This is a genomic window from Oscillatoria sp. FACHB-1406, from assembly GCF_014698145.1.
In the GTDB taxonomy this organism is placed as follows: Bacteria; Cyanobacteriota; Cyanobacteriia; order Cyanobacteriales; family Spirulinaceae; genus FACHB-1406.
The window spans coordinates 34,168-57,450 of the sequence record NZ_JACJSM010000031.1; the positions used below are offsets into that span (position 1 = coordinate 34,168).

The 23,283-nt window shown below is 50.2% G+C and carries 22 protein-coding genes; 8 read left to right on the plus strand and 14 right to left on the minus strand.

Annotated elements, in window-relative coordinates:
- Positions 1 to 143: 143 nt before the first annotated feature.
- From H6G50_RS21945 to H6G50_RS21955, 3 genes are all read right to left on the minus strand, one after another.
- Positions 144 to 1,037 carry a ParA family protein gene (locus H6G50_RS21945; RefSeq protein WP_190721363.1) on the minus strand — a complete coding sequence of 298 codons (894 nt, stop codon included), beginning with the start codon at positions 1,035 to 1,037 and terminating at the stop codon, positions 144 to 146.
- A 277-nt stretch (positions 1,038 to 1,314) separates the two neighbouring features.
- Positions 1,315 to 1,662 carry a thioredoxin family protein gene (locus tag H6G50_RS21950; RefSeq protein ID WP_190721365.1) on the minus strand — a complete coding sequence of 116 codons (348 nt, stop codon included), beginning with the start codon at positions 1,660 to 1,662 and terminating at the stop codon, positions 1,315 to 1,317.
- Between the two features lie 138 nt (positions 1,663 to 1,800).
- Positions 1,801 to 2,514: an NnrU family protein gene (locus H6G50_RS21955; RefSeq protein ID WP_190721367.1), complete on the minus strand. Its 714-nt coding sequence runs from the start codon at positions 2,512 to 2,514 to the stop codon at positions 1,801 to 1,803.
- 292 nt (positions 2,515 to 2,806) lie between these two features.
- Here H6G50_RS21955 and H6G50_RS21960 point away from each other — a divergent pair, with 292 nt between their 5' ends.
- The 3 genes from H6G50_RS21960 to H6G50_RS21970 all read left to right on the plus strand — a co-directional run bounded on the left by H6G50_RS21960 (position 2,807) and on the right by H6G50_RS21970 (position 6,835).
- Positions 2,807 to 3,820: a LysR family transcriptional regulator gene (locus tag H6G50_RS21960; RefSeq protein WP_190721369.1), complete on the plus strand. Its 1,014-nt coding sequence runs from the start codon at positions 2,807 to 2,809 to the stop codon at positions 3,818 to 3,820.
- Between the two features lie 71 nt (positions 3,821 to 3,891).
- Entirely contained in the window at positions 3,892 to 5,328 is a 1,437-nt protein-coding gene (locus H6G50_RS21965; protein WP_190721371.1) for a serine/threonine-protein kinase, read from the plus strand.
- Between the two features lie 70 nt (positions 5,329 to 5,398).
- Positions 5,399 to 6,835, plus strand: coding sequence for a family 10 glycosylhydrolase (locus H6G50_RS21970; RefSeq protein WP_242032938.1), 1,437 nt, complete (start codon positions 5,399 to 5,401; stop codon positions 6,833 to 6,835).
- Positions 6,836 to 6,873: 38 nt separating this feature from the next.
- Here H6G50_RS21970 and H6G50_RS21975 read toward each other — a convergent pair whose 3' ends face one another.
- From H6G50_RS21975 to H6G50_RS21985, 3 genes are all read right to left on the minus strand, one after another.
- On the minus strand, positions 6,874 to 7,704 hold the full coding sequence (locus H6G50_RS21975) for a hypothetical protein (RefSeq protein WP_190721374.1): 831 nt from the start codon (positions 7,702 to 7,704) through the stop codon (positions 6,874 to 6,876).
- A gap of 270 nt (positions 7,705 to 7,974) precedes the next feature.
- Positions 7,975 to 11,094: an MFS transporter gene (locus H6G50_RS21980; RefSeq protein ID WP_242032939.1), complete on the minus strand. Its 3,120-nt coding sequence runs from the start codon at positions 11,092 to 11,094 to the stop codon at positions 7,975 to 7,977.
- Between the two features lie 402 nt (positions 11,095 to 11,496).
- Complete coding sequence (locus tag H6G50_RS21985; protein ID WP_190721378.1) at positions 11,497 to 12,579, minus strand: ABC transporter ATP-binding protein; 1,083 nt, start codon at positions 12,577 to 12,579, stop codon at positions 11,497 to 11,499.
- Between the two features lie 51 nt (positions 12,580 to 12,630).
- Here H6G50_RS21985 and H6G50_RS23990 point away from each other — a divergent pair, with 51 nt between their 5' ends.
- Complete coding sequence (locus H6G50_RS23990; protein WP_206756593.1) at positions 12,631 to 12,819, plus strand: hypothetical protein; 189 nt, start codon at positions 12,631 to 12,633, stop codon at positions 12,817 to 12,819.
- A 304-nt stretch (positions 12,820 to 13,123) separates the two neighbouring features.
- Here the strand turns inward: H6G50_RS23990 and H6G50_RS21995 are convergent, their stop codons facing one another.
- The 5 genes from H6G50_RS21995 to H6G50_RS22015 form a co-directional block, all read right to left on the minus strand.
- The gene (locus H6G50_RS21995) at positions 13,124 to 13,291 is read right to left on the minus strand and encodes a hypothetical protein (protein WP_190721382.1); all 168 of its coding nucleotides are present in this window, start codon (positions 13,289 to 13,291) and stop codon (positions 13,124 to 13,126) included.
- 165 nt (positions 13,292 to 13,456) lie between these two features.
- Entirely contained in the window at positions 13,457 to 13,933 is a 477-nt protein-coding gene (locus H6G50_RS22000) for a pentapeptide repeat-containing protein (RefSeq protein ID WP_190721384.1), read from the minus strand.
- A gap of 198 nt (positions 13,934 to 14,131) precedes the next feature.
- Positions 14,132 to 15,109 (minus strand): HD domain-containing phosphohydrolase, encoded by a 978-nt coding sequence (locus H6G50_RS22005; RefSeq protein WP_242032940.1) that lies wholly within the window; start codon positions 15,107 to 15,109, stop codon positions 14,132 to 14,134.
- 218 nt (positions 15,110 to 15,327) lie between these two features.
- Entirely contained in the window at positions 15,328 to 16,221 is an 894-nt protein-coding gene (locus tag H6G50_RS22010) for an MnmC family methyltransferase (RefSeq protein WP_190721387.1), read from the minus strand.
- A 48-nt stretch (positions 16,222 to 16,269) separates the two neighbouring features.
- Positions 16,270 to 16,746, minus strand: coding sequence for a hypothetical protein (locus H6G50_RS22015; RefSeq protein ID WP_190721389.1), 477 nt, complete (start codon positions 16,744 to 16,746; stop codon positions 16,270 to 16,272).
- Positions 16,747 to 16,811: 65 nt separating this feature from the next.
- On the opposite strand from H6G50_RS22015, the gene pdxA reads away from it, so the two are divergent.
- Positions 16,812 to 17,834 (plus strand): 4-hydroxythreonine-4-phosphate dehydrogenase PdxA, encoded by a 1,023-nt coding sequence (gene pdxA / locus H6G50_RS22020; RefSeq protein WP_190721404.1) that lies wholly within the window; start codon positions 16,812 to 16,814, stop codon positions 17,832 to 17,834.
- Between the two features lie 121 nt (positions 17,835 to 17,955).
- Here the strand turns inward: pdxA and H6G50_RS22025 are convergent, their stop codons facing one another.
- The 3 genes from H6G50_RS22025 to dcd form a co-directional block, all read right to left on the minus strand.
- Positions 17,956 to 19,245: a calcium-binding protein gene (locus tag H6G50_RS22025; protein ID WP_190721391.1), complete on the minus strand. Its 1,290-nt coding sequence runs from the start codon at positions 19,243 to 19,245 to the stop codon at positions 17,956 to 17,958.
- 86 nt (positions 19,246 to 19,331) lie between these two features.
- Positions 19,332 to 20,054, minus strand: coding sequence for an FAD-dependent thymidylate synthase (gene thyX, locus H6G50_RS22030; RefSeq protein ID WP_190721393.1), 723 nt, complete (start codon positions 20,052 to 20,054; stop codon positions 19,332 to 19,334).
- 510 nt (positions 20,055 to 20,564) lie between these two features.
- Entirely contained in the window at positions 20,565 to 21,146 is a 582-nt protein-coding gene (gene dcd / locus H6G50_RS22035) for a dCTP deaminase (RefSeq protein WP_190721394.1), read from the minus strand.
- A gap of 182 nt (positions 21,147 to 21,328) precedes the next feature.
- On the opposite strand from dcd, the gene H6G50_RS22040 reads away from it, so the two are divergent.
- The 3 genes from H6G50_RS22040 to H6G50_RS23935 all read left to right on the plus strand — a co-directional run bounded on the left by H6G50_RS22040 (position 21,329) and on the right by H6G50_RS23935 (position 23,098).
- Positions 21,329 to 21,877 carry an adenylate kinase gene (locus tag H6G50_RS22040; RefSeq protein WP_190721396.1) on the plus strand — a complete coding sequence of 183 codons (549 nt, stop codon included), beginning with the start codon at positions 21,329 to 21,331 and terminating at the stop codon, positions 21,875 to 21,877.
- A 65-nt stretch (positions 21,878 to 21,942) separates the two neighbouring features.
- The gene (gene rph, locus H6G50_RS22045) at positions 21,943 to 22,659 is read left to right on the plus strand and encodes a ribonuclease PH (protein WP_190721398.1); all 717 of its coding nucleotides are present in this window, start codon (positions 21,943 to 21,945) and stop codon (positions 22,657 to 22,659) included.
- Positions 22,660 to 22,729: 70 nt separating this feature from the next.
- Positions 22,730 to 23,098: a TMEM165/GDT1 family protein gene (locus tag H6G50_RS23935; protein WP_190721400.1), complete on the plus strand. Its 369-nt coding sequence runs from the start codon at positions 22,730 to 22,732 to the stop codon at positions 23,096 to 23,098.
- Positions 23,099 to 23,283: the final 185 nt, after the last annotated feature.

Consider the following 23,283-nt stretch of genomic DNA (forward strand, 5'->3'; position numbering starts at 1 on the left):
ATTGATAATGAAATTCCTTTTGGAACCTCCGAAAACCCGGATTCAGAACCGATTTTCTAAGTTTCGAGAGAGGGTAGCGATCCAATGCCAACCCTTCAATCTTTAGAACTGCCTCAACGTTATCAATTATCCATTAGGAATTATCAGTTGAGTTTGAAGCTAGCAATCTTATCGATAAATTCTTTGTCCAATTGAAAGAAAGCTTTTGACCCAGCCGAGTTGGGGCTATCTAGCACGACGGGAGTAAAACTGTCAACAGCTTTAGCAACATTCACATCCATTGGAATGCGATTTTTAAACACTGCTTCCGGACTAAAATCCTGTTCGACTCGTTGCATGACTTGTTGATAATATCTACCGCTAAACACGCCGCCAGAGAGAATAAAGACAATCCCCAACAAGTTTAATTTATTATCGACATCGTGATTTTTTTTGAGTTTAGCGATGCGGCGTTCGAGTAACTGTATTCCGACTAAAGAGAGCGGTTCCGGGCGCGCAGGCAGAAGATAAAAATCGCTAGCAACTAACCCACTGCGGGTTAAAAGATTGTATCCCGGCGCGCAGTCGAGTAAGATAAAATCGTAGTCATTCACAACCGGCTCTAAAATCGAATTAATCAAAAGTTCTTCAAAGCCACTCCAGACTTGATTAAAGCTAAGTTCGTCGTCAGCGAGCGCTTGTTTGTGAAGATTTTCTGAAACAATGTATTCATCGTAAAGTTCGATATCTCCCGGCAATAAATCTAACCCTTCTAGGTTACAAACCGAACGATAAATTAAATCGGAAGTTGAGAATTTACGCGCAACATTGGGTTGAACGATTTTATCAATTAAATAACTGATAGTTTTGCGATTCTTACGAAGAGTAGCAAATTCGTGAGGCGCGATTAAACTGAGGGTTGCGCTAATTTGTGCATCTAAGTCGAGAACGAGAACTCGCTTTTTTTGATTCTTGGCTAAGCAAGCAGCGAGATTAACCGTTAAGGTAGTTTTTCCGACTCCACCCTTCATGTTAACGGTGGTCAACACTAAGCCCATGAACAGAATTTCCTACGCTATTTTTGCCGTACTGATTATACGCACGAATTTTTACACAAATCCTGGATTAGGTAATAAGTTTTGTATCAAAAATTTAGAGTTCTGTAAGGGAATCAGAAAGAAGAAATTACTGAAAGCGCAATATTCCCTATAGCAGACAGCACCGATCCACTTTAAATGAGGGGGGTGATTAATTGCTATCCCGCTAGCAAACGACCCCGCCCCCAGGGGGACGAGGGAGTCGCTACCGGTTAGTGAGGCGATGTCGCCGTAGAATCTAGGCTTGGAAGACTTTTGCTCCAACGCTTTGGGTCACTTGTACCAAGCGTCGATGCAGGTCTTCGCGTTTGTAGAATCCCTCTAGGCGTTGAATAACATCACCGCGCTCAAAAATCAGTACGGTCGGTAGCATCTTTAAACGATACTCATTGACTAACTTAAAATTCTCGTCCGCGTTAATACTGACCATTTTCAACCGACCGGGATGCTGCGATTGAAATTGAGCGAGGGCAGAACTGACATTAGAACAGAGCTTGCACCACGGGGCCCAAAAATAGACCACTACAGGTTCTGAGGTTTCTAAAACTTGTTTTGAAAAAGTGGTTTCGCTTGTGGAAAGCAGCATGGTTTTAAAAGATTTTTATGGGTGTTCTGAGTAAAGCTCGAGATTATGCTGGAACCAATCGGCAGCCAACATCCTCTATCGTATCGGGATTTTTGCGGTAGAGTGAGACCTGAAAGGCGGCGGTTAAGTTCCGTAATTTTACCAATTAGCACGAGCAGTAACTTGCATCAACCAAGGATGTCCCCACCAAAGTAGTCCGATGAATCCGGCGACTCCGAGGTAAGCGGGGCGCAAAAATTCTTCCCATTTCAAGGTTTGTCGGCCATCGAGGATGGCGAGGAAGGGAAAAACGGAGGTACGTTCTTTCGCTTTAAGAAAGGCATCGCCGTAGCGCGCCTTTAAACGGCGATCGCCGTGCCAAACGGCAAAGAGATGGTGGGCGATCAGTCCGGCAGAAGTCAGTAGCATAAAGGTGGTCCCCAACCAGAGGGTGTGGGCGACGCACCAAATCACCTGTCCGACCATTTGGGGATGGCGGGTAATGCGAATAATGCCGGTTTCGTAGAGGTGAACTTCGGGCTTTTGGATCGCAGCAATTTCAAGCAGGTTAAAGGTGGCGGGGTAAAGAAAGAAAAAGGAGAGGGCAGAAAGCGCCCAAACCACCGCTTTAAGACCGGGTATGCCTTGCAGGTTCCACACCATCAAACCGTCGTAGCGGTGATTGAAGAAATAGACGATGAGAACCGTTGCGAAGGGAATGCTAACGAGGGCAAAAAAGATGCGGTAGAGGCGCGCGCCGACGCGACGTTCTCCCCAAGGTCTTAAGGCAGCTAAACCGCTATGGGCGATCGCGAACCCAAGAAGCAGCCCTAACATCATCCAGTGACTGGGAGGAAACCAATTTGGGAACATCTTTATGTTTTTTAATATTTTGTTAATTTTAACTCGATCGGCGCTCGTAGAGCGACCTGAAACGATCGCGACATACAACGATCCCCGCATTATGCTACTGTCAAGGACAGACTGGGCAAATGCTATAGCCGCTGAGAGAATTGTCCGAGTTTCAAGCGATCCCGACCTTTGCCGTACCGCTAGAAAACGCTGACTAACCTTCTCTAATAAAAATAGTAATCCCGACGTTTCATTTCTGCTCCAATCGCCCAATCGCGACCTTCGTTCCTCCACCTCTTTGGTTATAAGAGTTATGTCTGATATCCCTTTCACCCTCGACCAACTCCGAATTCTCAAAGCGATAGCCGCTGAGGGGAGTTTTAAGCGCGCTGCCGATAGCCTTTACGTGTCGCAGCCAGCGGTGAGCTTACAAGTCCAAAATTTGGAAAAACAACTCGATGTCCCCTTGTTCGATCGCGGCGGGCGAAGGGCGCAAATGACGGAAGCGGGCTATCTGCTGCTTAGTTACGGAGAAAAGATTCTCTCCTTGTGCCAAGAAACTTGCCGCGCGATCGAAGATTTACAAAATTTGCAGGGCGGAACGCTAATTATCGGGGCTTCGCAAACCACGGGAGCTTACCTTCTACCGCGCATGATCGGGATGTTCAGACAGCGTTATCCCGATGTCTCCCTGGAGTTGCAGGTGCATTCTACCCGACGCACGGCCTGGAGCGTCGCCAACGGACAAATCGATCTGGCAATTATTGGGGGCGAAGTTCCCACCGAACTGCGAGATGTCCTAGAAATCAAACCCTACGCCGAAGATGAGTTGGCGCTGATCCTGCCGCCCAGCCATGCTTTTGCGAAGATGGAAACAATTCATAAAGAAGATCTTTACAAACTACACTTCATTGCCCTCGATTCTCAATCGACAATTCGCAAAGCGATCGACCAAGTTTTGAGTCGGTGGGGAATCGATCCAAAACGGCTCCGAATCGAGATGGAGTTGAATTCGATTGAAGCGATTAAAAATGCCGTTCAATGGGGCTTGGGGGCGGCTTTCGTGTCGCTATCGGCGATTGAAAAAGAATTGCAGATGGGCATCCTGCACCGCGCTCGCATTCAGGAAGTGGTCGTGAAGCGCACTTTATCGGTGATTCTCAACCCCAATCGCTATCGCTCGAAGGCAGCGGAAGCGTTTTGTCGCGATATTTTGCCGCAATTCACGCGCGAACGTTCCTTTGCGATCGTCGAACCGTTGGTGCAAGGGGGAGTCAAACTGGAACCCACCAGTCATAACTCGATCGCGCCGCCCCCAGTGGTTTAATAACGGGCCAGCAGCAACCCCGACGCAGCGGGCTAAAATATCTGGTTAGATAGGCCCTTTTCTAGCAATTTATGGAAATTTCCTGTACTCGGCCCGGCTGTCCCAGTCCGCGTAATTTTTTTGCCGACCTCGAGGAGCGAGCAAACCTTCAAACCGCACAGCAAAAGTATTGCACCAGTTGCGGAATGCCTTTGATTCTGGGCGGTCGCTATATTCCCACTAAGTTGTTGGGTAGAGGGGGATTTGGGGCGGCGTTTTTGGCGCGCGATCGCTACACGACTAGCGTGCGTCAATGCGTAGTCAAACAATTTCAACCCTCGGGGGATTTGAGCGCCGAACAGTGGCAAGTCGCCCTAAATTTATTCGAGCGAGAAGCAGCAGTATTGGAAGATTTGGGCAGACATCCCCAAATTCCCGATTTCTATGCCTTTTTTCCCCTTTTAGTTTCCGGTCGTCAGGGTCAGAAGGACGATCGATTTTTCTACTTGGTTCAGGAATTTATCGACGGACTCGACCTCGAACAAGAACAAGCCAGTCGAGGCAGACCTTATACCGAAGCAGAAGTTAAAGAAATTTTAGAGGAAATTCTCAATGTGCTGAAGTTCGTTCACGGGCGCAATATCATTCACCGCGACATTAAACCGTCGAATATTATGCGCGATCGCGAAGGGAGACTCTTTCTGCTCGATTTTGGCGCGGTCAAGCAAATTGCAGCCGGTGCGGGAACCCCACAAGCGCGCTCGACGGGAATTTATTCGATGGGGTTTGCGCCTCCGGAACAAATGCAGGGCGCGCAAGTCTATCCTTCTACCGATTTATACGCGCTGGCAGCCACTTGTTTGATTTTGTTGACTGGAAAACCGAGCGAGGAATTGTTTGATAGCTACAATAATTGCTGGAATTGGCAGCCTTACGCGCCGCAAACGAGCGATCGCTTAGCAAGCATCCTGGATCGGCTGCTGCAAGCGCGTCCGAGCGAACGCTTTCAGTCAGCGACGGAAGTTTTGGAGGCGCTGCACGGGCAATCCGTACCGCCGCCCCTTCCCGCTCCGTCCGTTGTCACTTCGCCGCCTTCTCCGCCTGTTGGCGTTCCGATCGTACCGCCCCCCGTAGCAGTCGCTCCCGCCCCGGTATCGCGCTTCTCGCTGGTGGATATATTGGGGAGTGCGGGCTTTACGGGATTTATCGGGGCGCTGTTAGCGATCGCGCTTTCGAGTCTGTTGGGAATCTCTGGGATTAGCGTTGGCTTGGTGGGGGCGTTAGTAGGCGGTTTGGTCTACGCGCAGTATCGCCGCGTTCTAGAGGGGAAAGACTTTCTGATTTTAGCCGCGATCGCGCTGGCAATTGTGGGATTTGTCCCCGCCCTACACGGTGTCCCCTTGGTTCAAAGCTTAGGTCTGCCGAGCGTTTTGGGAGTTGGATTCGTTGCGATCTTTGCCGGGGCTGCCGCGATCGCGACGACGGCTATTTTTCGCCTGATTTACCAACTTCTGGTCAGAATTTTGTAAAGTTTTCCTTTGTCGAACTTAAAATTGCACTGGGATGAAGTTAGCCCCTCAAAAGTTTTCTCCACTCAAAATGGTTAAAATCAAACCTTGGCTTGCCGCCGCGATCGCTGCTTTCTCCTTCAACGCCAGCCTTCGCCCAGCCGCCGCTCAAACAACATCCTATTGTCGCTTCGATAGCGACGCGATCGCCGAGAAAGAATCCCTGCGCGTTGCCGCTGTTGACGGCGACTCCGAAGCCCGCCAACGCTATAACGCCATCCTTCAAAAACAAGCTGAAAGCCTGCGGCGCTGTCGCGAGCAAACCTGGCCCCAAACGCAAGCGATCTGGTTGCGCGTTTACCCCTGCGATGCGCGTCCCGGGGCGATGGACGCACTTTTCGACCATATTGTCAACAAAGGTTACAATCAAGTTCACGTTGAAGTCTTTTTTGATGCCCAGGTACTATTACCCGCCAACGATAATCCCACGCCTTGGGTTTCCGTCGTGCGCTCTCCCGGTGCCGAAAACGTCGATCTCCTAGCGATGGCCATTGCTAAAGGGCGAGAACGGGGCATCAAAGTCTACGCCTGGGCTTTTACCATGAATTTCGGCTACGGCTATGGCTTGCGTCCCGATCGCGAACAAGTCCTTGCCCGCAACGGCAAAGGTCAAACCAGCATCTCCTACGTCCGAGATAATACCCAAACCTTCATCGATCCCTACAATCCGCAAGCCCAGCAAGACTATCAAAAGTTAGTGCAAGCGATCGCGCGGCGCAAACCGGATGGAATGCTTTTCGACTACATCCGTTATCCGCGCGGTGCGGGCAGCCAATCCGTCGCCGGTAACGTCAAAGACTTGTGGATTTATGGAGAAGCCTCCCAACAAGCCCTGCAACGACGCGCCTTTAACGGACAAGCCAGCGAACTGATCGGGCGCTTTCTCCAACAAGGATTTATCAATGCCAACGATCTGCAAGCTGTTCGCCAACTGTACCCCACCGAAACGACCCCTGAATGGCAAGGGCGCAACCCAATGGCAGGCGATACCTTACCCGCACTGCAAACGCAACTGTGGCTGTTAACCGTCGCTCACGCCGCGCAAGGAGTCGTCGATTTCCTTAACCTCGCCATTCGTCCCCTACAAAGTAGCAATATTCCTGCCGGTGCTGTCTTTTTCCCCGATGCCAATAAATCTGTCGGACAGCAAGGATACGACTCTCGCTTGCAACCTTGGGATCGCTTTCCGGCGGGAATCGAGTTTCATCCAATGGCTTATTCGATTTGTGGCAGTCCGAGTTGTAATGTCGAAGAAATTATGCGAACCATCAGCCTTGCTCCACCGCAAGCCAAAGTAATTCCCGCCCTGGCTGGATATTGGGGGCGGCGCGATGGCAACCGCCCCTCCTTAGAAGAACAAATGAATGCAATCCGCCAGCAAATTCCCAGCATTACAGCGCTCAGTCACTTTGCCTATTCCTGGCAAGAACCGGAAATCGACCAAAGGCGGCGTTCTTGCCAGTTGTAGCTTTCATCTCTTCTCCCAAACAATCCGACTCGAGGGGCTTATTTCTTCGGCATCGGGTAAATCCCCGTTGCAATCAGGACGGGCTTATCTTTGTACTGGGTTTCAATCTCTTTCTTGAGTCCTTCATCCCAAGTCAGTTTATAATCTTTTTCTAAATCTGCGAGAACGAAGGGACGAACTTCACCCGTCACGACAACGCGCTCGTCTTTTGCCACAGTTTTTTCAGGCTCGGCTAAGTTAATAACGGTTAAATTGCTACCGCCAACTAACTTATCTTCATCGAGTGTAAACGTCCCGTTATTGACAACTTCAGCGACATCGCCTTCTACCGCAACAGTTTTGCTGTAAAACTTATTAGGGCTGCTCGTTACTTCACCGGGAGCGGGAGCGGGAACCATCGATTTGGCAACAATGGTAGGCTGTTTGTCATAGTTTTCTGCCGGTTTCCAATCGAGGTTGTATTCTTTTTTGAAATCAAATGCGTTGAATTGACGCACCTCGCCGGTTACTTGAATTTCAGTTCCTTCTTCGGGGAAGACAAAGGGTTGTCCCGTAGCATTTACAACGAGGATTTTATCGCCGCCAAAGAAGTCTTTGTTAGTGACAGTAAAACTGGTGTTATCGATTTTTTTGTCGGGATTACCGCGAACGGTAACGGTTTGACCGAAGAGTTGGTCGCTTTTATTGGCGACATCTTCGAGGGTAGGATTGGAGGGAGTCGCTGCTGGAGTTGTTTCTGAGGTATCGGGATTTGTCCCGGTTTTAGTATCGGTACAGGCAGGTAAAACAAACGCCATTAATGCTAAAGCGATTGCACCCGTGCGAGTTTTTACCGAAGAATTTATTGGGGTCAAAAAATTGTGTTGCATTCGTATCCATCAGCGTTCTAAGTTTGTCAAATTAGGGGAGGCGCGTGTAGATAGCTTGTTGGAGCGCGCCGCGTCACCTTAATGTTATGGAGCATAGTACAAAAATTGTATTCTACAATACATATATTGGGCATCCCTCTGAAGTAGGGGATGTAATGCTTCTAAAGCCATAAAAGTAGGGATGTTGTTAACATCCCTACTTTTAGATTTATCGGTTCAACTGTTGAATTATGCCTCTATATTCCTGTCAATGACAGAAGAACTAACGGCTTAAACAAAGCGATCGACTCCTAAAGCGCCGCCGCCCGCCGAACAGAGCGCCGAGATCAATGCAGTTAAGAACAACCACCACGCCGCCGCAGAAGCAGCTTTGCGGGTTTCTTCGAGTTGTCGTTGGGCTTGCTGTTTGGTGCGTTCGACTTGCAGCAAGGTTTGTCGTTGCAGGCGTTCGGCGCGTTGCAGGACACGATCGCGCGTTCCTTCAACTTGACTCACCAAGCGTTCTGCATCGGCGCGGGAGATATCATCGCGAGAACTCAGTACGGCAACCAGCGTGTTGCGATCGAGTTGCGAGAAGCGATCGCGCAGCGCGTCGAATCCGGCTTGCGGATCGTCAAACAGCGTCCGCAAATCCGTGCTAATGCCCTCGTAGTTGAGTTCCGGACGTTGCAAACTATTGAGATAGTTGCGAATCCTTCCTAAGACGCTATCGATCGCCGATTGAACCTGGGCTTGCACCAATTGCAATTGCTGCACGGCGCGATCGCGGACGCTGAGAATATTATCGATAATGCGATTGGCATCGGCTTGGGAGATATCCTCGCGTTGAGAAAGCAACTGCACTAAAGTATCGCGATCGAACTTAGAAAGCCGTTCTTGCAAGCTTTCCATACCCGCGCGCGGATCGTTCAACAGCAGTTGTACGTCGCGCTGAATATCGTCCGGATCCAACTCCTCCTTACCTGTCGAGCGCAGATAATCGGCGAGGGAGGTTTGGAAATCCCTGACTTGCTGTTGCGTGCGTCGCGCCAAGCGTCGGGGAGTTTTCGCAATATCGTCGAGCGTCGCTTGCACGCTGTCAATAGTGCTGTTCACCTGTTCCTCGGTTAAATCGTCGCGTTGAGCCAGCAATTGCACCAGCGTATCGCGATCCATGCGAGCCAAGCGCCATTTAATGGACTGATAGCCCGCTTTCGGGTCGTCTAACAAGCGTTTGAGGTCGCGTTGGATCCCTTCGGGGCTGAGTTCGGGTTTGCCGGTAGAGCGTAAATAATCGGCGATTGAAGTCGTCGCGCGATCGTACTGGTCTTTGACCTTGCCGGTCAATTCTTGGGGCGCATTGACGACGCGCGCCCAGCTATTCTCGAGGCGATCGAGCAATTCTTCGGCTTCTTGGCGAGTCATATCTTGGCGCTGGGCGAGCAAGCGCAAGAGCGTATCGCGATCGAAACGGGAAGCTCTTGCTCTGAGGGCGGCAGCACCCGCTTGGGGATCCTTCAACAACAGTTTAACTTCGCGCTCGATCGCGTCGGGATTCAATTCCGATTTGCCCGTCGAACGCAGGTAGTTTTGAATGGTTTCCCATTGTCCTTCGGCTTCGGTCGTGGCTTGGAGTTGGCGCTGTTCTGCTTCGGCAATGACGCGATCGCGAATCAATTCTAATTCGCCAATGAAACCAGCTTTTGTTTCTGGGGTTAAGTCCGCACGCTGCGTTAAGATGCGATCGAGGGTCGTTCGATTCAATTGCGCCAAACGCACTTTTAAGCGTTCTACATCGACATCCGCGTCGTCGATTAGCGCTTGGAAACCCGTCTCGAGACCTTGCGGCGATCGCAGATCGGCATTCATCAAATAACTTTCTACCTCAGCAAGCAGCGTCATCGACTCTTGACGATTTCGCGCTGCTTCCGCCGTTGCCAGCACTTCGCGACGAATGCTCTCGAGCGCTGATGCGGTACTTTGCAATCTGGCTGGCGGTAAAATGGTTGAAGTCTCGCGTTTTTGCAGCAATTGGACAAAATCAGCGCGGCTGATGTTGCTTAACTCGTCTGCGACTGCACCCGGATCTGCTTCGGTGTCGTAGAGTAAATCCCGAAATTCGCGATCGAGATTTTCTGGAGTCAACTGCCAAGGGTAAGCATTACTGAGATATTCGTCGATATCGGCTTTAACTCTACCGCTCTTGGTTGCTTTATCGATTTTAGCGCCGACTTGATTGGCTTGTTCGCTCGCATAGTCCTTCAGTTTTTCGATTTGCGCGATCGCTTTATCGGCATCGAAATCGGACAAATCCGCACGCCCCAGAACCATACCGGCTAAACTGCTGAGGCTTGCCATCACGCCTGAAGAAGCGGCAACTTCGGTTGTGGGACTGTCGCTGGTGTTATTTTGTTTTAACTCGGCGCGCAGAGCGTCGATCTTGTCGTTTAGCTCTTTTCCGAGTAATTGTTCGCGCGTTGCCGATTTGAGATAATCGCCTAAATCTTGCAGGGGATTGCTAATCTTGCCGGATTTAAAGGTTTTTTTCCAAACGTCTTCGAGTTCGTCAGCAAGGCGATTGACTTCTCGTTTTGACAAATCCGTGCGACTGCTGATGAGATCGACAAAGGTAGCGCGATCGATATTTGCTAAGCCTTCGGCACTGGCAATCTTTTTCAGGTTCGGGTCGTTAACCAGTTCTTCAAATTGAGCGCGAATCGCTTTAGGATCCAACTGCGCGGGACGCAGTTTTTGAATGTAATCCTCAACATTCTCGCGGAACGATTCTGGATCGAGACCGGCGGTAAATTCGCGGCGAACGGCTGCGGCCATTGCTTCTGCGGTCGAAACCATTTGATTGCTCGCTGCTTTGCCGCCAATTGCTGCTGCTGCCGTTCCGACAATCGCTTGTAAGCCGGAAGTTGCAGTATTAATCACCGAACCGACTAAGGAACCGACAGTGGTGGAACTCACCCATACCATCAGGGAAAAATAGGTTGCCCAAATGACTAATCCTACAATCGCACCGGAGAGTGGCGTTGCAAACAAACTCAACCGCACGGCAAAGTAGCAAGCGACGAAGAGGGAAATCGCAACGGTGATTAAGGTACTGACTCCGACGAGGGTACTGATTTTGCGGATGCTGCTGCCGAAACTCTCCGAGTCCCCGCGATCGCTACTATCATCGGAGGAGCCACCAGCCATCGAGATTCCTACCGCTACACCGAGATTGGTGAGGAGGAGTTGGAAAGCAAACGCTAACACGACACCTGCGATTAACGCCGTAAAAAATTGCGGCCCGCTCAACGCCAAAGCCGCCCGCTCCGCACCTTCAGCCGTCGGCACGACGGGCGCGGGAACGACTTCGACCGGTTGCTGAGCGAGTAGAGAGAGCGCGCGATTTGCGCCCATAATTATTGATTGATACTCGAACATATTGTTTGGGGGGTTATTATTATAGGGTTGAGGCTATCATTAAAGACTGAAATTGGCTCAATTCGACGATCTCCTTATTTTTTTGACGGCAGCATCCCCTACTGTTAAAGAACTCGTCGAAGTGGGAGAATCCGCACTGGATTGCCAGAGGATTCGATCCCACCAAATCTAGAGTGCAGAGCGCGAAGCGTAATGTCACCGTCCGCACCAGATTTTACTTTCTCAGTGTCGTTAGTTTTGAACCCGCCAACATCCCCCTTCGGCCTGAAACTTGGCAAAACCGAAAAAAAACGTCCTCTATCTAAAGGTAGAGTCGGATAATTGACAATTGACAAGGTTTAGGCAGTGAATCGATCGCGTATTTTAAGTCGATGCCATTCAAGACTGGGGATATAGGGTTTTACCGCTGCTTGGCTCGAAAATGAACAAGTTGTCTGCGGCGATCGCCAGCCGAACGCGATCGCCCCGATGCCCCTCCCAATCACTCGCAGCGAGGAAATCGATCGCGCTCTCCGATTCGGGCAAACGCGCGCGCACGAGGGTTTCTCTCCCTAAAGGTTCCACGACTTCGATACAAACCTCTAGCCCCTCTTCAGCAGCGAGGCGAACGCTCTCCGGGCGTATACCAAGCTCGAAATGTTGCCCTTCGCTGGGTTGTAAGTGCTGGCGCAGCACTTCGGAACAGGGGAAAGGTTGCCGATCGCAGTAAAATTTCCCGCTGCTGTAAACTGCGGGCAGGATATTCATGGGCGGACTGCCTAAAAAGGTGGCAACTTGGCGGTTGGCGGGGCGGGCGTAGATGTCTTGGGGCGAACCGATTTGTTGGATGCGCCCGTGCTGGAGGACGACGATGCGATCGGCGAGCGTCATTGCTTCGGTTTGGTCGTGGGTGACGTAGAGTGTTGTTATGCCGAGGCGCGCGTGCAGTTGCTTGAGTTCGGCGCGGGTGTCGTCTCGCAGTTGCGCGTCGAGGTTGGAGAGGGGTTCGTCGAGTAGGAAGACTTTAGGCTGGCGGGCGATCGCGCGTCCTAATGCAACCCGCTGTTGCTGTCCGCCGGAGAGTTGTTTCGGTTTGCGAGTAAGTAGGTGTTCGATCGCTAAACTGCGGGCGACGCTTTCGACTTGGCGCGCGATCGCGTCCGGTTTTTCCCCGCGCATTCGCAGCCCAAAGCTGATATTTTCCGCCACCGTCATATGCGGGTAGAGGGCGTAGTTTTGGAACACCATCGCGACATCGCGCTGGCGGGCGGGGATATCGTTCATGCGCTGGTTGCCGATGTAGAGATCGCCCTCTGTAACGCGATCGAGTCCCGCGATCGCGCGCAGAATCGTCGATTTGCCGCAACCGGAAGGGCCGACTAATACCCAAAGTTCGCCATCGGGAACGGTGAAGGTAATGTCTTCAATTGCTGTGATGTTGTTGTATCTGCGCGCGATCGCCTCGAGCCGAACCTCTGCCATGAATGCTAATAGGAGCGATAGACCTTCTCGACTGTATCAAAGAATCTTGAATTGAAGATCGCGGTTTTTTGGCGCGATGCTACAGTCGCCTGTAGATTTGCTTCTGCCCCTTCATCGGGTTCGCCATCTTTATTAACGGGTTTGACTTCGAGACATTGGGTAGGGTGGGCAGCGCCCACCAGCCAAGACTTTCAGCGTTTAGCAACGTATATTTACAAGCAAGTAGCGCTATATCTGTAGGGACGTTAAATTTAACGTCCCTACCGGCTATCACTCTTCTCCCCCTCGCCGTTTGACAAACAGCGAAGCATCCTCTGTCTTCCATCCCAATTTTGAGAGGCAATGAGGGAGGGCGGGAGAGGATCAGCATTGTTGTCAACTTAAGCTTAAACCTGCTCGCACAGACCGCCTTGGGTTCAAACCCAAGGCTAATAACTCAAGTCCTCATTTATAGGACTGGGAAATTCAGATGTATCCAACCCGTTTCAACGGGTTTCAGCTATTAGCCAAGAACTTGAGTTCTTGGCGGGCTAAGTTTTTCACCTTAAGTTGACGCTAATGATTGAGGATTCACCAGCAAACCGAGAGCAATCCCCAACTCGAGCGCCGCTTTCGAGATTTCCGTACCGGATTCCGCTACTTCCGTTGGTGCTAATAATTCCCGCACGTCAGTTCGCAAAACCTGCCAAACTTTTTTCAGAACTGTTGCCATTGCTGTTAATTTGAGGGTGTAAGGGTTGCGAGTACAGAGCGCATAAGCAAAAAAAATAACCCCAAACCCAGCTTAGCTTAAGGTGTGGGGTTATTATTGCAGTTAAAGATCGTCTAGCAGCACCCTAATCCCCTGCTGGCTGCCGACAGGCTCTAACCTATTTCCTTAGTGTTGGAATTCGGGCGGCAATTCTTCATCGCTACCGCCAATGCCAATTCCTGTTTCAAAAATTTCTGCTCCAATCAGGGTCATATCATTCATCGAAGCGCCCCGGACATCAACATCATACAGCTTAGCTGCGGTGAGATTCGCCCAATCCAAATTGGCGTTATTTAAGATTGAATTAGTCATGAAAGCCAGCGTTAAATCTGCCCCTTTCAAGTTAGCTCCTGTTAGATCTGCACCTTCAAGATTAGCTTGACTTAAGTTCGCTCCTTTTAGGTTTGCATCGCGCAGATCTGCGCCGATGAGGTGAGCGCCACTCAAGTCTTGACCGGTAAGGTCGGCTTCCACAAGATCGCATCCAGCGCATTCTTTTGTATTAATTAGCTGCTCTACGTCTGCGGGTTCGTAAGCCTTCACAGGACTCGCTGCAAATAAGGCGGTCAGAATACCGAGCAATGCCGCAATTTTAAGTTTCATAGTGTGCCTCCTTGGAAGCTTCCAGCTTAATAGTGGATGCTTCTTAGCTACACTTCGATCCTACTCCATTCCTGAAGGTTCGCCGATCTTCTGTTAGGAAGAATATACATTTTTTATCACGAGCAATATTCGGGCGATCGCTCTTGAATCAATATCCTTTTTAAGGTTGTGTTTTAACCACTTTTGTGATATAGAAATTCAATTTCTATCCCAATTTTTGGCGAACTCGCAGAACTGGGCTACTAATTCAGGATTGCGCCAACCGCGTTGAGTTTCTCGGCGCAAAATCTCTAAGGCTTGCGCGGGAGTGACGGCTTGTTTGTAAGGACGCTGGCGAGTCAGGGCATCGTAAATATCGATGGTTTGGAACACTTGCGCTAGCTTGGGAATCTCGTCCCCGACCAATCCATCCGGATAGCCGCTACCATCCCAGCGTTCGTGATGGTGGCGAACGATGGGGAGTACGCCGCGCAGGTTTCGCAACGGTTTGCAGAGGGCTTCGCCAATCGAGACGTGCTGCCGGATTAAATCGGTTTCTTCTGGAGTCAATTTACCCTGTTTGAGGAGAACGGCATCGGGGATTGCTACCGCACCGATATCGTGGAGGTTAGCCGCCGATACTAAGTTGTGAATCTCCTCTTCGGACAATTGCAGATATTCTCCGAAAGCCCGAGCCAGATCGATCAAACGCTCTAAAGGATCGTCAGTGCTTGAATAACGCTGTTCGACGGCTTTGGCGATGGTAAATAAAATGTGTTCGGTTTGACTGATATCTTCGCTCAGACGCTTGTGACGAATCCAGTTTTTGATGCGGGCAGAGAGTTCGAGGCGATCGATGGGTTTGGTGAGAAAGTCATCGCCCCCCGCTTCAATCCCTTGCAGTCGCGCTCGTCGATCGTCGGAAACCGTGATGAAAATAACCGGAATTTCTTGGGTTTGGGGGTCTTGTTTGAGGCGGCGGCAGACTTCGTACCCGTCCATATTCGGCATCAGTACGTCCAATAAGACTGCATCGGGACGATCGTGCCTTGCTATTTCTAACGCGATCGCGCCGTTTTCTGCCTCGATCGCCTCGTATCCTGCTGCCGATAAAAGATCTATGGTTAGACTCCGCGTTAAGAGGCTATCGTCCACTACTAGAATTTTTTCCGGCTGGGAATCCGATCGAGCAGACATGACCGAAGGCGAGAATTTATTCATTGCAGCAAATTTTACCTGAAACCCCGTCCCGACCAAGATTTGAACCGAGAGACTGCTCCCGAATTGAAAGTGTCCTGGAAGACGGCTTGACACAATCGGCTTAAAGTCTTTTTCTAGTATGCTGAGATTCGGCTTTCTTTGAAATCGGGTTTTTTACTGAAGTTGCATAGAGGATGGCTACTCGCTTATAGATGCTAGCTATTGGGGATAGTCGGCATCGACCAGCGTTTTTTCCAAGCGGAAGTCGGTTCTAAGGGCGAATTGTGTTGCGCGATCGCGCGATCGCGTATAATTTCTTCCCGGCTTGCCTTCAGTTGCGGATCTCGGTACGGAACCGCCGCGCGAGTTAACAGCGCTTCCTCTTCTTTAATTGATAGGGGCGGCAATCCTTCCGGCTGCCAAGACGCTACCGTACCGGGAGAACGCCGCCCCACCGCAGGCGTGGAACCTAAGTTTAGTCCGGCAAGTTGCAGCGCTTTGCGAACGGCGGCGGCGCAAGAATACGTGGCTAAAAACCCCTTCGGTTTCAGGCATTGCGCCGCTAGCGCTAAAAATTCCACCGTCCAAAGTTGCGGGCATTTTGGAGGAGAAAACGGATCGAGGAAAATTGCATCGGCTTGCAAACCGTCGGTGCAAAGTTGTTTTAGCGTTAGGCGCGCATCGGCAATCCAGAGGCAAGCGTTGAGGTTCGGCGTTACTAAGCGTTCGTTGTCGGCAAGTTGGGCGAGGAGTTCGGGAACCGGAGGCAGCCCAGCGTCGAGGAGACGATAGGAAATTGCTGTTTTGGGGACGCTGGCGTTGAGTTCGAGTCCGATTAATTCAACTTGACAGTGGGGGTTAACTTGCCAAATGGCTTCTAAGGCAGCGGCGCTATTGTAGCCGAGTCCGTAGCAGAGATCGAGGAGGGTTAAAGCCTCGTTTTCCCGCGCTTTCTCCCGCAATTGACAAGGCAGGACGAATTTGAATTCTGCTTCTTGTTTTGCGCCGTGGTGGGAATGAAAGTGTTCCTCAAATTCGGGCGAGAAGAAGGTAAAAGAACCATCTTCGGTAGCTTGAGGGGTGAAGGATTCAATCGATTCAAAATTCAATTGATTAAGGGGGATAAGACCTAAAATTACAAATTAGCAATTATTCAATCATCCCGTCCCCATAATAATATCTGTCAAATCGCGACTGCTGCGATTCGCTTCGTACCAAAAACTTCCCCAAAACGCAACCAGCGCTAAGGTCGGCCACAGGAGAAATAAACCTATCATTCCCGTTGGCATAACTCCAGCAATGGAGAGGGGAATCACGGCACTGTACCAAGCCAAACACCAGAATCCGACAAAGCCCAGAACAAAAGGATGGAGTTTCATTGTTATCCGAACGACGGTTCCCGGCGGCAAACTTTCTAAGGTTCCCCGAATGACAGGGAGAAAGGAATTGCGGTAGTGAATGACTCGGGTAATTTTAAACCCATCATCGGAGATTGTACCTTCGTAGGGGGCGCGATTGCTGGACAAGTTCCAGCCCGATCGAGGGGCTTCGATACGAGTAGCAAGGCGATCGCGTACAATCGGAAGCGGATCGCGCGTTTCTAGCACCAAAGTTTCGTAAGGAAGAAGTTTCATTAATGAATAGTGAATAATGAATAGTGAATAATGTTTTGCATTTTATCTTTTCGTTCTAACCGATAATCATCGTGCGCCTTGCTATTACAATCGGAGACCCCGCCGGAATTGGTGCTGAAGTGGTACTAAAAGCGTTAGCAGACCCTTCAATTCGAGAAAAATGTCAAATTTGCCTATTCGGAACGCGATCGCTGCTGGAAGCCAGTTATGCGCATCTCAAGCAACAGGGCGTTGAAGACATTGCGGATCCGCAAGATTGGGATATTTTCGATATTCCCATTGAAGCATCGATTCATCCCGGTAAGGGAGATACGGCAAGCGGGGCGGCGAGTTATGCCTATTTAGAAGCAGCGATCGCGCGTACCCTCGCTGGAGAGTTTCAGGGGATCGTCACCGCACCGATCGCGAAATCTCTCTGGAAAGCGGCGGGTTACGACTACCCGGGACAAACGGAAGTGTTAGCAGAACGCGCGGGAAGCCAGAAGTATGGGATGCTATTCGTAGCGCGATCGCCCCATACGGGATGGACGTTGCGATCGCTCCTTGCCACCACCCACATTCCCCTGCGCCAAGTTCCCGACGCACTTTCCCCCGAACTCCTCACCCGCAAGCTCGATTTGCTGATAGACTGCTTGCATCGCGACTTTGGCATCGCAGAACCCCGAATCGCGATCGCGGGACTCAACCCCCACAGCGGCGAAGCGGGGCAACTGGGAACCGAAGAACGGGATTGGATGAACGCTTGGTTGGAAAGCGAACGCAAAGCGCGTCCGAAGGTGGAACTCGCGGGCTTAATTCCCCCCGATACAATGTGGGTTAACCCCGCCCGCGCCTGGTACGAAAGCGTTGAAAGTGCGAATGCTGCTGATGCTTTTCTCGCACTCTACCACGACCAAGGCTTAATTCCCGTTAAGCTCATGGCCTTCGATCGCGCCATTAACACCACCATCGGTTTGCCCTTCATCCGCACCTCTCCCGATCATGGTACGGCTTTCGATATCGCCGGACGCGGGATTGCCAGCGCGACTAGCACCAACGCCGCCATTCACCTCGCCGCCGAGTTAGCCGCACTGCGGATGAAGTCGTAGCTTGGAAAAGCATTGATAGCCATCGCCAAGGCACTTAGCACTTAGGACAAATTTGGGTAGGGGCGAATGGCATTCGCCCGGTTTTCTACCGATCGGATTGTCCTCATCGATGTGTCTGTTGCTATAACTGAATCGAAAAGTTAGCCGCCGAAAGCGTGGGTTTGCCGAACAGCGTTGCAAACTGCGCCCCCGTCCCTAATCCGGCTTCACTGCCGTTTTGGTTATAATACAACCCTCCATTGCTGGTGTTATAAACAATGCGAGCCGAACTGGTGGCAACGGCACTCTCGGTACTGACAACGGCAAAATCTGAGGCCGCACTGAAACCCGCACCTGCAACACTCGCTAGGGCGGTAAAGGTTGTTTTATCTAAAATAATTTTGTCGGTTGCTGCGAGGTCTAAAATTGTGTCTAAACCGACAGCAGAAGTTGTAAACGCTGCATTGGTATCGTAGACGAAAGAGTCATTACCGTTGCCACCGATCTCGCGATCGTTACCGCTGTCGCCCGCAATGCGATCGTTGCCATCGCCCCCGATTATCGTATCGTTGCCCGCACCGGCGTTAATACTATCGCTGCCTGCGAGTCCATTAAGCAGATCGTCACTCGCTGTACCATTGAGCGTATCGTTACCGGAAGTGCCTAGTTTTGCGGTATTGACGACTAAACTCGCGATATCGCTATTTGATGCGCCACTGCTGGTATTATCTCCGATAAACAGGAAGTTGGCAGTCGTGTAGGGGTTATAAGGCAAACCCGTACCAGCAATGCTAAACGCGGTATAGTTCTGCACCGTACCCCGAAGAATGACTACATCATTTGCTGAGAGGTAATAGTTACTTCCCAGAACCAATAAGTTATAGTTCGTCATCGCCGTGGTGGGAACTAGCACCCGTTCGGTGGGACTATGGGTAAATAGGGTACTACTCGTGCCGCCCCGTTGCGCCCAAATTTCATCCGTCCAGAAGCCGAGTTCGATCCCCTGGCGATCGCTACTTAAGGCAGTCAGAGAGAAACCCGCGCGATCGATTAGTCCGTCGCCGTTTCTGTCGCTGCTGTGGCTTTCACTGTTAAGGCGGGCTTGAAAGCTGACGCTGTAGCCATTGGTGCGGTTGAGGGCGGGGAAAGCAGAGTTGACTAAAGTTGCTTGAGTCGGGCGGTAGTTACTGTAGCCCGCCGTACCGGATGTCAGCGCGTTCAGCGTTGTATAGCCGGAGTTTGCCACTTGAGTCGCGCCGGAAAAGGGCGTGATTCCATAGGCAAGCCAACCTTGACTATCGGGCGTATTTCCTAGCGCTCCGTTATATAGAATTGTTTCTAATGATTGAGAGAAAGCGGGTGAAGCAATGCCTGCTGAAAGGAAACAGCCCGTTAAGGCGAAGAATTGGAGGATTTTGGCGGGGTAGAACATACTGACTCGAATTTTAACTGTAGAAGTTATTGTTCCCCAGTTTTAATGTTCGCGCTTACCATAAGAGGAAGTTTATTGATACCCTCTTAGGGGGATAATTTCGCCTTCTTGGCTCGATTCTCCTTATACCACTGCGCGATCGCGGGACACCATTCCTCGAAACGCAGGTACAGCAACTCGCAAAACTTTTGTGCTTCGAGTTGCGCGTCTTTCTTCCAGCGTAAATCCAAGAGGTGCATCAGCGATCGCGCGTTGCAACTGAGAACGAAATGCTGGCGCGCGTCGAAGGGGATTAAGCCCCGTGCGTGTTCCTCGGCGAGTCCTTCTTCGAGGCGTTTTTGGTAGTGCTGGCACGCTTGCAAGCAGCAGTCTAAATCTTGCGATCGCTGGGCTTCGGTGTACTGGTAATGTTTGCCCTGGCGATCGGTATATTTTCCCGTCGGACGCAGATAAAAAACATCTTCAATTTTGCGTTTTCCGGTGGCTACATCAATAATGCGCTGTCCGGTATATCGAAAAGATTGTACATCGAACGAAACACCCACCCGATGCGTTCGTAACTGTTGCATCATTGAATGGGGAAAATATCCAACATTGAGGGTAATTTGAGGATGTTCCAAACAACCATAATGTCCGCGATCGCCTGCTAAAAGATGCTTGACAATCAGTTCGCCCGCCCGACTCTCATCGGGAAATTTATCGCGACGATCCCACACGAAATCTTCGGAATAATCTTGGTGCATCGCTGCCCAAATCACTTGTTGGGGATTGGGGGTTGCGGCAATTGTTTCAATCTTAAATTTATCCATAAGTTTACCTATAAAGCGATCGAAAAAATTACGATCTAGCGTATATCCGCGCTCGAACTTGTGGAAAGTCCCTCTTATTCGATCCAGAAAGATATAGCAGTTTTCACGTGGATGAGTTACACCCAGCGGGCGAATACCATTCGCCCCTACGGAGCGGCGTTTAATTTCGAGGCGACCTCGAAATCCGCGCCCCTACCGATTTGATTTTTGGAACTGTACCTCACGCAAACGAAAAACGCTATATAGCGCTACTTCCATAAGTTAGGACATTTGGTGTAGACCGTCACGCTTAATTTTAAGGGGTAACAATTTTTCTATGCTATCTCTACCAGAAAACAAATTGACCCCTGTTTTAAGCTATAGGTCTAGTAGGGTGGCATCGCCCACCAATCAAGACTTGGGTGCTTTTAGTACCGCTCATTATTGGGTAAGTAGCGCTATCCTTCAAAATTTTTAGATTAAAACCAAGAGAGACGGCATTTGATTTGATTCGACAAAAGAGCGACTACATTATACCCTAGAAAATACAACTTTTTCCGGTTGATCTTGATATTTTCCGCGACGCTGCTCGTAACTAACTTCACAAGCTTCACCTTCTAAAAAGAGTAGTTGTACGACTCCTTCGTTGGCATAAATGCGACAATCTGCACTCGAAGAATTTGAGAACTCTAAAGTCAAATGACCGCGCCAACCGGCTTCAGCAGGCGTTAAATTCGCGATTAAACCAACGCGAGCGTAAGTTGATTTTCCGATACATAAAACTGTAATCGTATCGGGGATTTCTAGTCGTTCTAACGCGACACCCAAACCGTAGGAATGGGCAGGCAAAATAAAAAAACTGCCGTTTTCATCGTCGTGTAGTTTGACGGGTTCGAGATTTTCTGGATTTAAGTTTTTGGGATCGACAACCGTTCCGGGAATATGGCGAAAAACTCGGAATTCTAACGGCGAAAGGCGAATATCGTAGCCAAAACTGCTCAATCCGTAGGAAATGACGGGTAAATTTTCAACTCGCCGAATTAATTTAGGTTCAAAGGGCGCAATCATACCCTTAGCTGCCATTTTTGCAATCCACGTATCGTTCTGAATCACGGTTCTCGTTCTCGTTCTATAAGCCAAGCAGATTATCATAACATCGAAGTTGAGAGCGTACCTGTTGCGAGCGCAATCTCTGCGGGATTGCGGACTAAAAGCTTGGAGGTTTGGGACGCGAGCGACGTTTTTTGGTTTAATTGAGAGGCGATAGTGCCGGTTAAGGCGGAGCCAGAATAGCTGTGAGATTGATTCTACTAGGGGGACCGGGTTCGGGAAAGGGGACGCAAGCACAACGACTGCGCGATCGCTACCAACTTCCTACGATCGCAGTTGGGGATATTTTACGCGATGCGATCGCAGCCCATACCTTTTTAGGCATGAAAGCCAAGCCCTACGTGGAAAAAGGCGATCTCGTCCCAGACGAGTTCATGATTCAATTCATGCGAATGCGCCTGCTGCAACCGGATACCAACAACGGTTGGATATTAGAAGGGTATCCGCGTACCGCCTTTCAAGCCGAGGAATTAAATTTTTTGCTCGAAGATTTCCGCCAGCAATTAGACTGGGCAATTTATCTTAAGCTAGATGAAGCGGTGATGGTAGAGCGATCTTTAGCGCGATCGCGTCTCGACGACACACAGGATATTATCGAACGTCGCCTCAAACGCTTCCAACAGCGCACCCTTCCCATCCTCGAATATTACGAACCGCGCCAAAAACTCCTCACCATTAATGCTGCTTTAACCCCCGAACAAGTTGAAGCAGAAATACTCGAAAAACTTTCGTAATTCGTAATTTAGCCCTCATAATTCACCACTCATAATTCATCACTCATAATTCATAATTTATAAATATGTCCTGGCAACGTCCCGACGGCAGACAACTTAACGAACTTCGCCCCCTCCGCTTCGAGAAAGACTTTACGCGCTTTGCAGCGGGTTCTGTCCTCACTCATTGCGGCGAGACTAAAGTGCTGTGTACTGCCAGCATTACCGAAGAAGTTCCCCCATTTTTAAAAGGAAGCGGACAGGGATGGCTGACGGCTGAATATCGAATGCTTCCCGGTGCTACCCCCAAGCGTCAATCGCGGGAGTTTCTCAAACTTTCCGGACGCACCCAAGAAATTCAACGCCTCATCGGGCGCAGTCTTCGCGCTTCCCTTAACTTAGAATTGCTGGGAGAACGCACGATTAACATCGATGCGGATGTCCTGCAAGCGGATGCGGGAACGCGCACGACTTCGATTACGGGGGGTTATGTTGCCCTCGCCTTAGCGCTGCAAAAGTTGCAATCTGCCGGACAATTAGAACAGTCTCCGTTGCGATCGCCGGTTGCTGCGGTTTCCGTCGGAATTTTAGAGGGCAAAATCGCTTTAGATTTGAATTACCCTGAAGATGTAGCGGCGGAAGTCGATTTTAATGTGGTGATGACGGGGGATTTAGAATTGATTGAAGTTCAGGGGACGGCAGAATCGGGAAGCTTTACGCGCCGTCAGTTGGATGCGATTTTAGATGTTGCAGAGGGGGGAATTCTGGAGTTAGTTGCGGCGCAACAGGCGGTGCTGAGGTAAGATGACAAGATTTTGTCCGGTAAGAGAGGTTTATAATAAAAAATCGGTGCCGTTCTAGAAACCTGAAGCCGTGAGTCTATTAAATTCCCCAGATTCTTCCCAAAGCGATCGATTAGATATTCCCGCGCCCCAAAAATCGGACAATAAACCCGCAGTTTCCTTTGGCACAGTCTTTGGTTCCACCTTCGCCGCGATTTTCTTAGCTGAAATGGGGGATAAGACTCAGTTGGCAACGTTGCTAATGAGTGCGCACTCTGATTCGCCTTGGATTGTCTTTCTGGGTTCGAGTCTCGCTCTAATTTCCACCAGCTTGTTAGGGGTAGTGTTGGGTTACTGGTTGGCTAAGCGTGTATCCCAGGAAACGATGCACTTAGCCGCTGGAACGATGTTAATGGTGGTGTCGGTGTTGTTGTTGTGGGATGTTGTGGTTGGGGGTTGAGAGGGTTTTTAATATGCACGTTGTTTGCAATTATCCGGATTGTAGAGACGTTGTATCCCACATTCCGCACGACAAATAGTAGCCCTCTGTGCGACATAGCTCTGCCTCGGTTTCTCACGCTCTGATAGCGAGGTTTTTCGCTCTTTTTAGAATCCAATCCCAATCTCAACTGCCATTTTGGGAAA

Excerpts from the sequence above, each read along its gene's own strand:
- H6G50_RS21980 (WP_242032939.1), bottom strand. The coding sequence starts at position 11,094 with ATGGGCGCAAATCGCGCGCTCTCTCTACTCGCTCAGCAACCGGTCGAA.
- H6G50_RS22000 (WP_190721384.1), bottom strand. The coding sequence starts at position 13,933 with ATGAAACTTAAAATTGCGGCATTGCTCGGTATTCTGACCGCCTTATTT.
- H6G50_RS22025 (WP_190721391.1), bottom strand. The coding sequence starts at position 19,245 with ATGTTCTACCCCGCCAAAATCCTCCAATTCTTCGCCTTAACGGGCTGT.
- H6G50_RS22015 (WP_190721389.1), bottom strand. The coding sequence starts at position 16,746 with ATGAAACTTCTTCCTTACGAAACTTTGGTGCTAGAAACGCGCGATCCG.
- rph (WP_190721398.1), top strand. The coding sequence starts at position 21,943 with ATGTCCTGGCAACGTCCCGACGGCAGACAACTTAACGAACTTCGCCCC.
- H6G50_RS21975 (WP_190721374.1), bottom strand. The coding sequence starts at position 7,704 with ATGCAACACAATTTTTTGACCCCAATAAATTCTTCGGTAAAAACTCGC.
- H6G50_RS22005 (WP_242032940.1), bottom strand. The coding sequence starts at position 15,109 with ATGTCTGCTCGATCGGATTCCCAGCCGGAAAAAATTCTAGTAGTGGAC.
- H6G50_RS21960 (WP_190721369.1), top strand. The coding sequence starts at position 2,807 with ATGTCTGATATCCCTTTCACCCTCGACCAACTCCGAATTCTCAAAGCG.
- H6G50_RS21995 (WP_190721382.1), bottom strand. The coding sequence starts at position 13,291 with ATGGCAACAGTTCTGAAAAAAGTTTGGCAGGTTTTGCGAACTGACGTG.
- H6G50_RS21950 (WP_190721365.1), bottom strand. The coding sequence starts at position 1,662 with ATGCTGCTTTCCACAAGCGAAACCACTTTTTCAAAACAAGTTTTAGAA.
- thyX (WP_190721393.1), bottom strand. The coding sequence starts at position 20,054 with ATGGATAAATTTAAGATTGAAACAATTGCCGCAACCCCCAATCCCCAA.
- H6G50_RS21965 (WP_190721371.1), top strand. The coding sequence starts at position 3,892 with ATGGAAATTTCCTGTACTCGGCCCGGCTGTCCCAGTCCGCGTAATTTT.
- H6G50_RS21970 (WP_242032938.1), top strand. The coding sequence starts at position 5,399 with ATGGTTAAAATCAAACCTTGGCTTGCCGCCGCGATCGCTGCTTTCTCC.
- H6G50_RS21945 (WP_190721363.1), bottom strand. The coding sequence starts at position 1,037 with ATGGGCTTAGTGTTGACCACCGTTAACATGAAGGGTGGAGTCGGAAAA.
- H6G50_RS21985 (WP_190721378.1), bottom strand. The coding sequence starts at position 12,579 with ATGGCAGAGGTTCGGCTCGAGGCGATCGCGCGCAGATACAACAACATC.
- H6G50_RS21955 (WP_190721367.1), bottom strand. The coding sequence starts at position 2,514 with ATGTTCCCAAATTGGTTTCCTCCCAGTCACTGGATGATGTTAGGGCTG.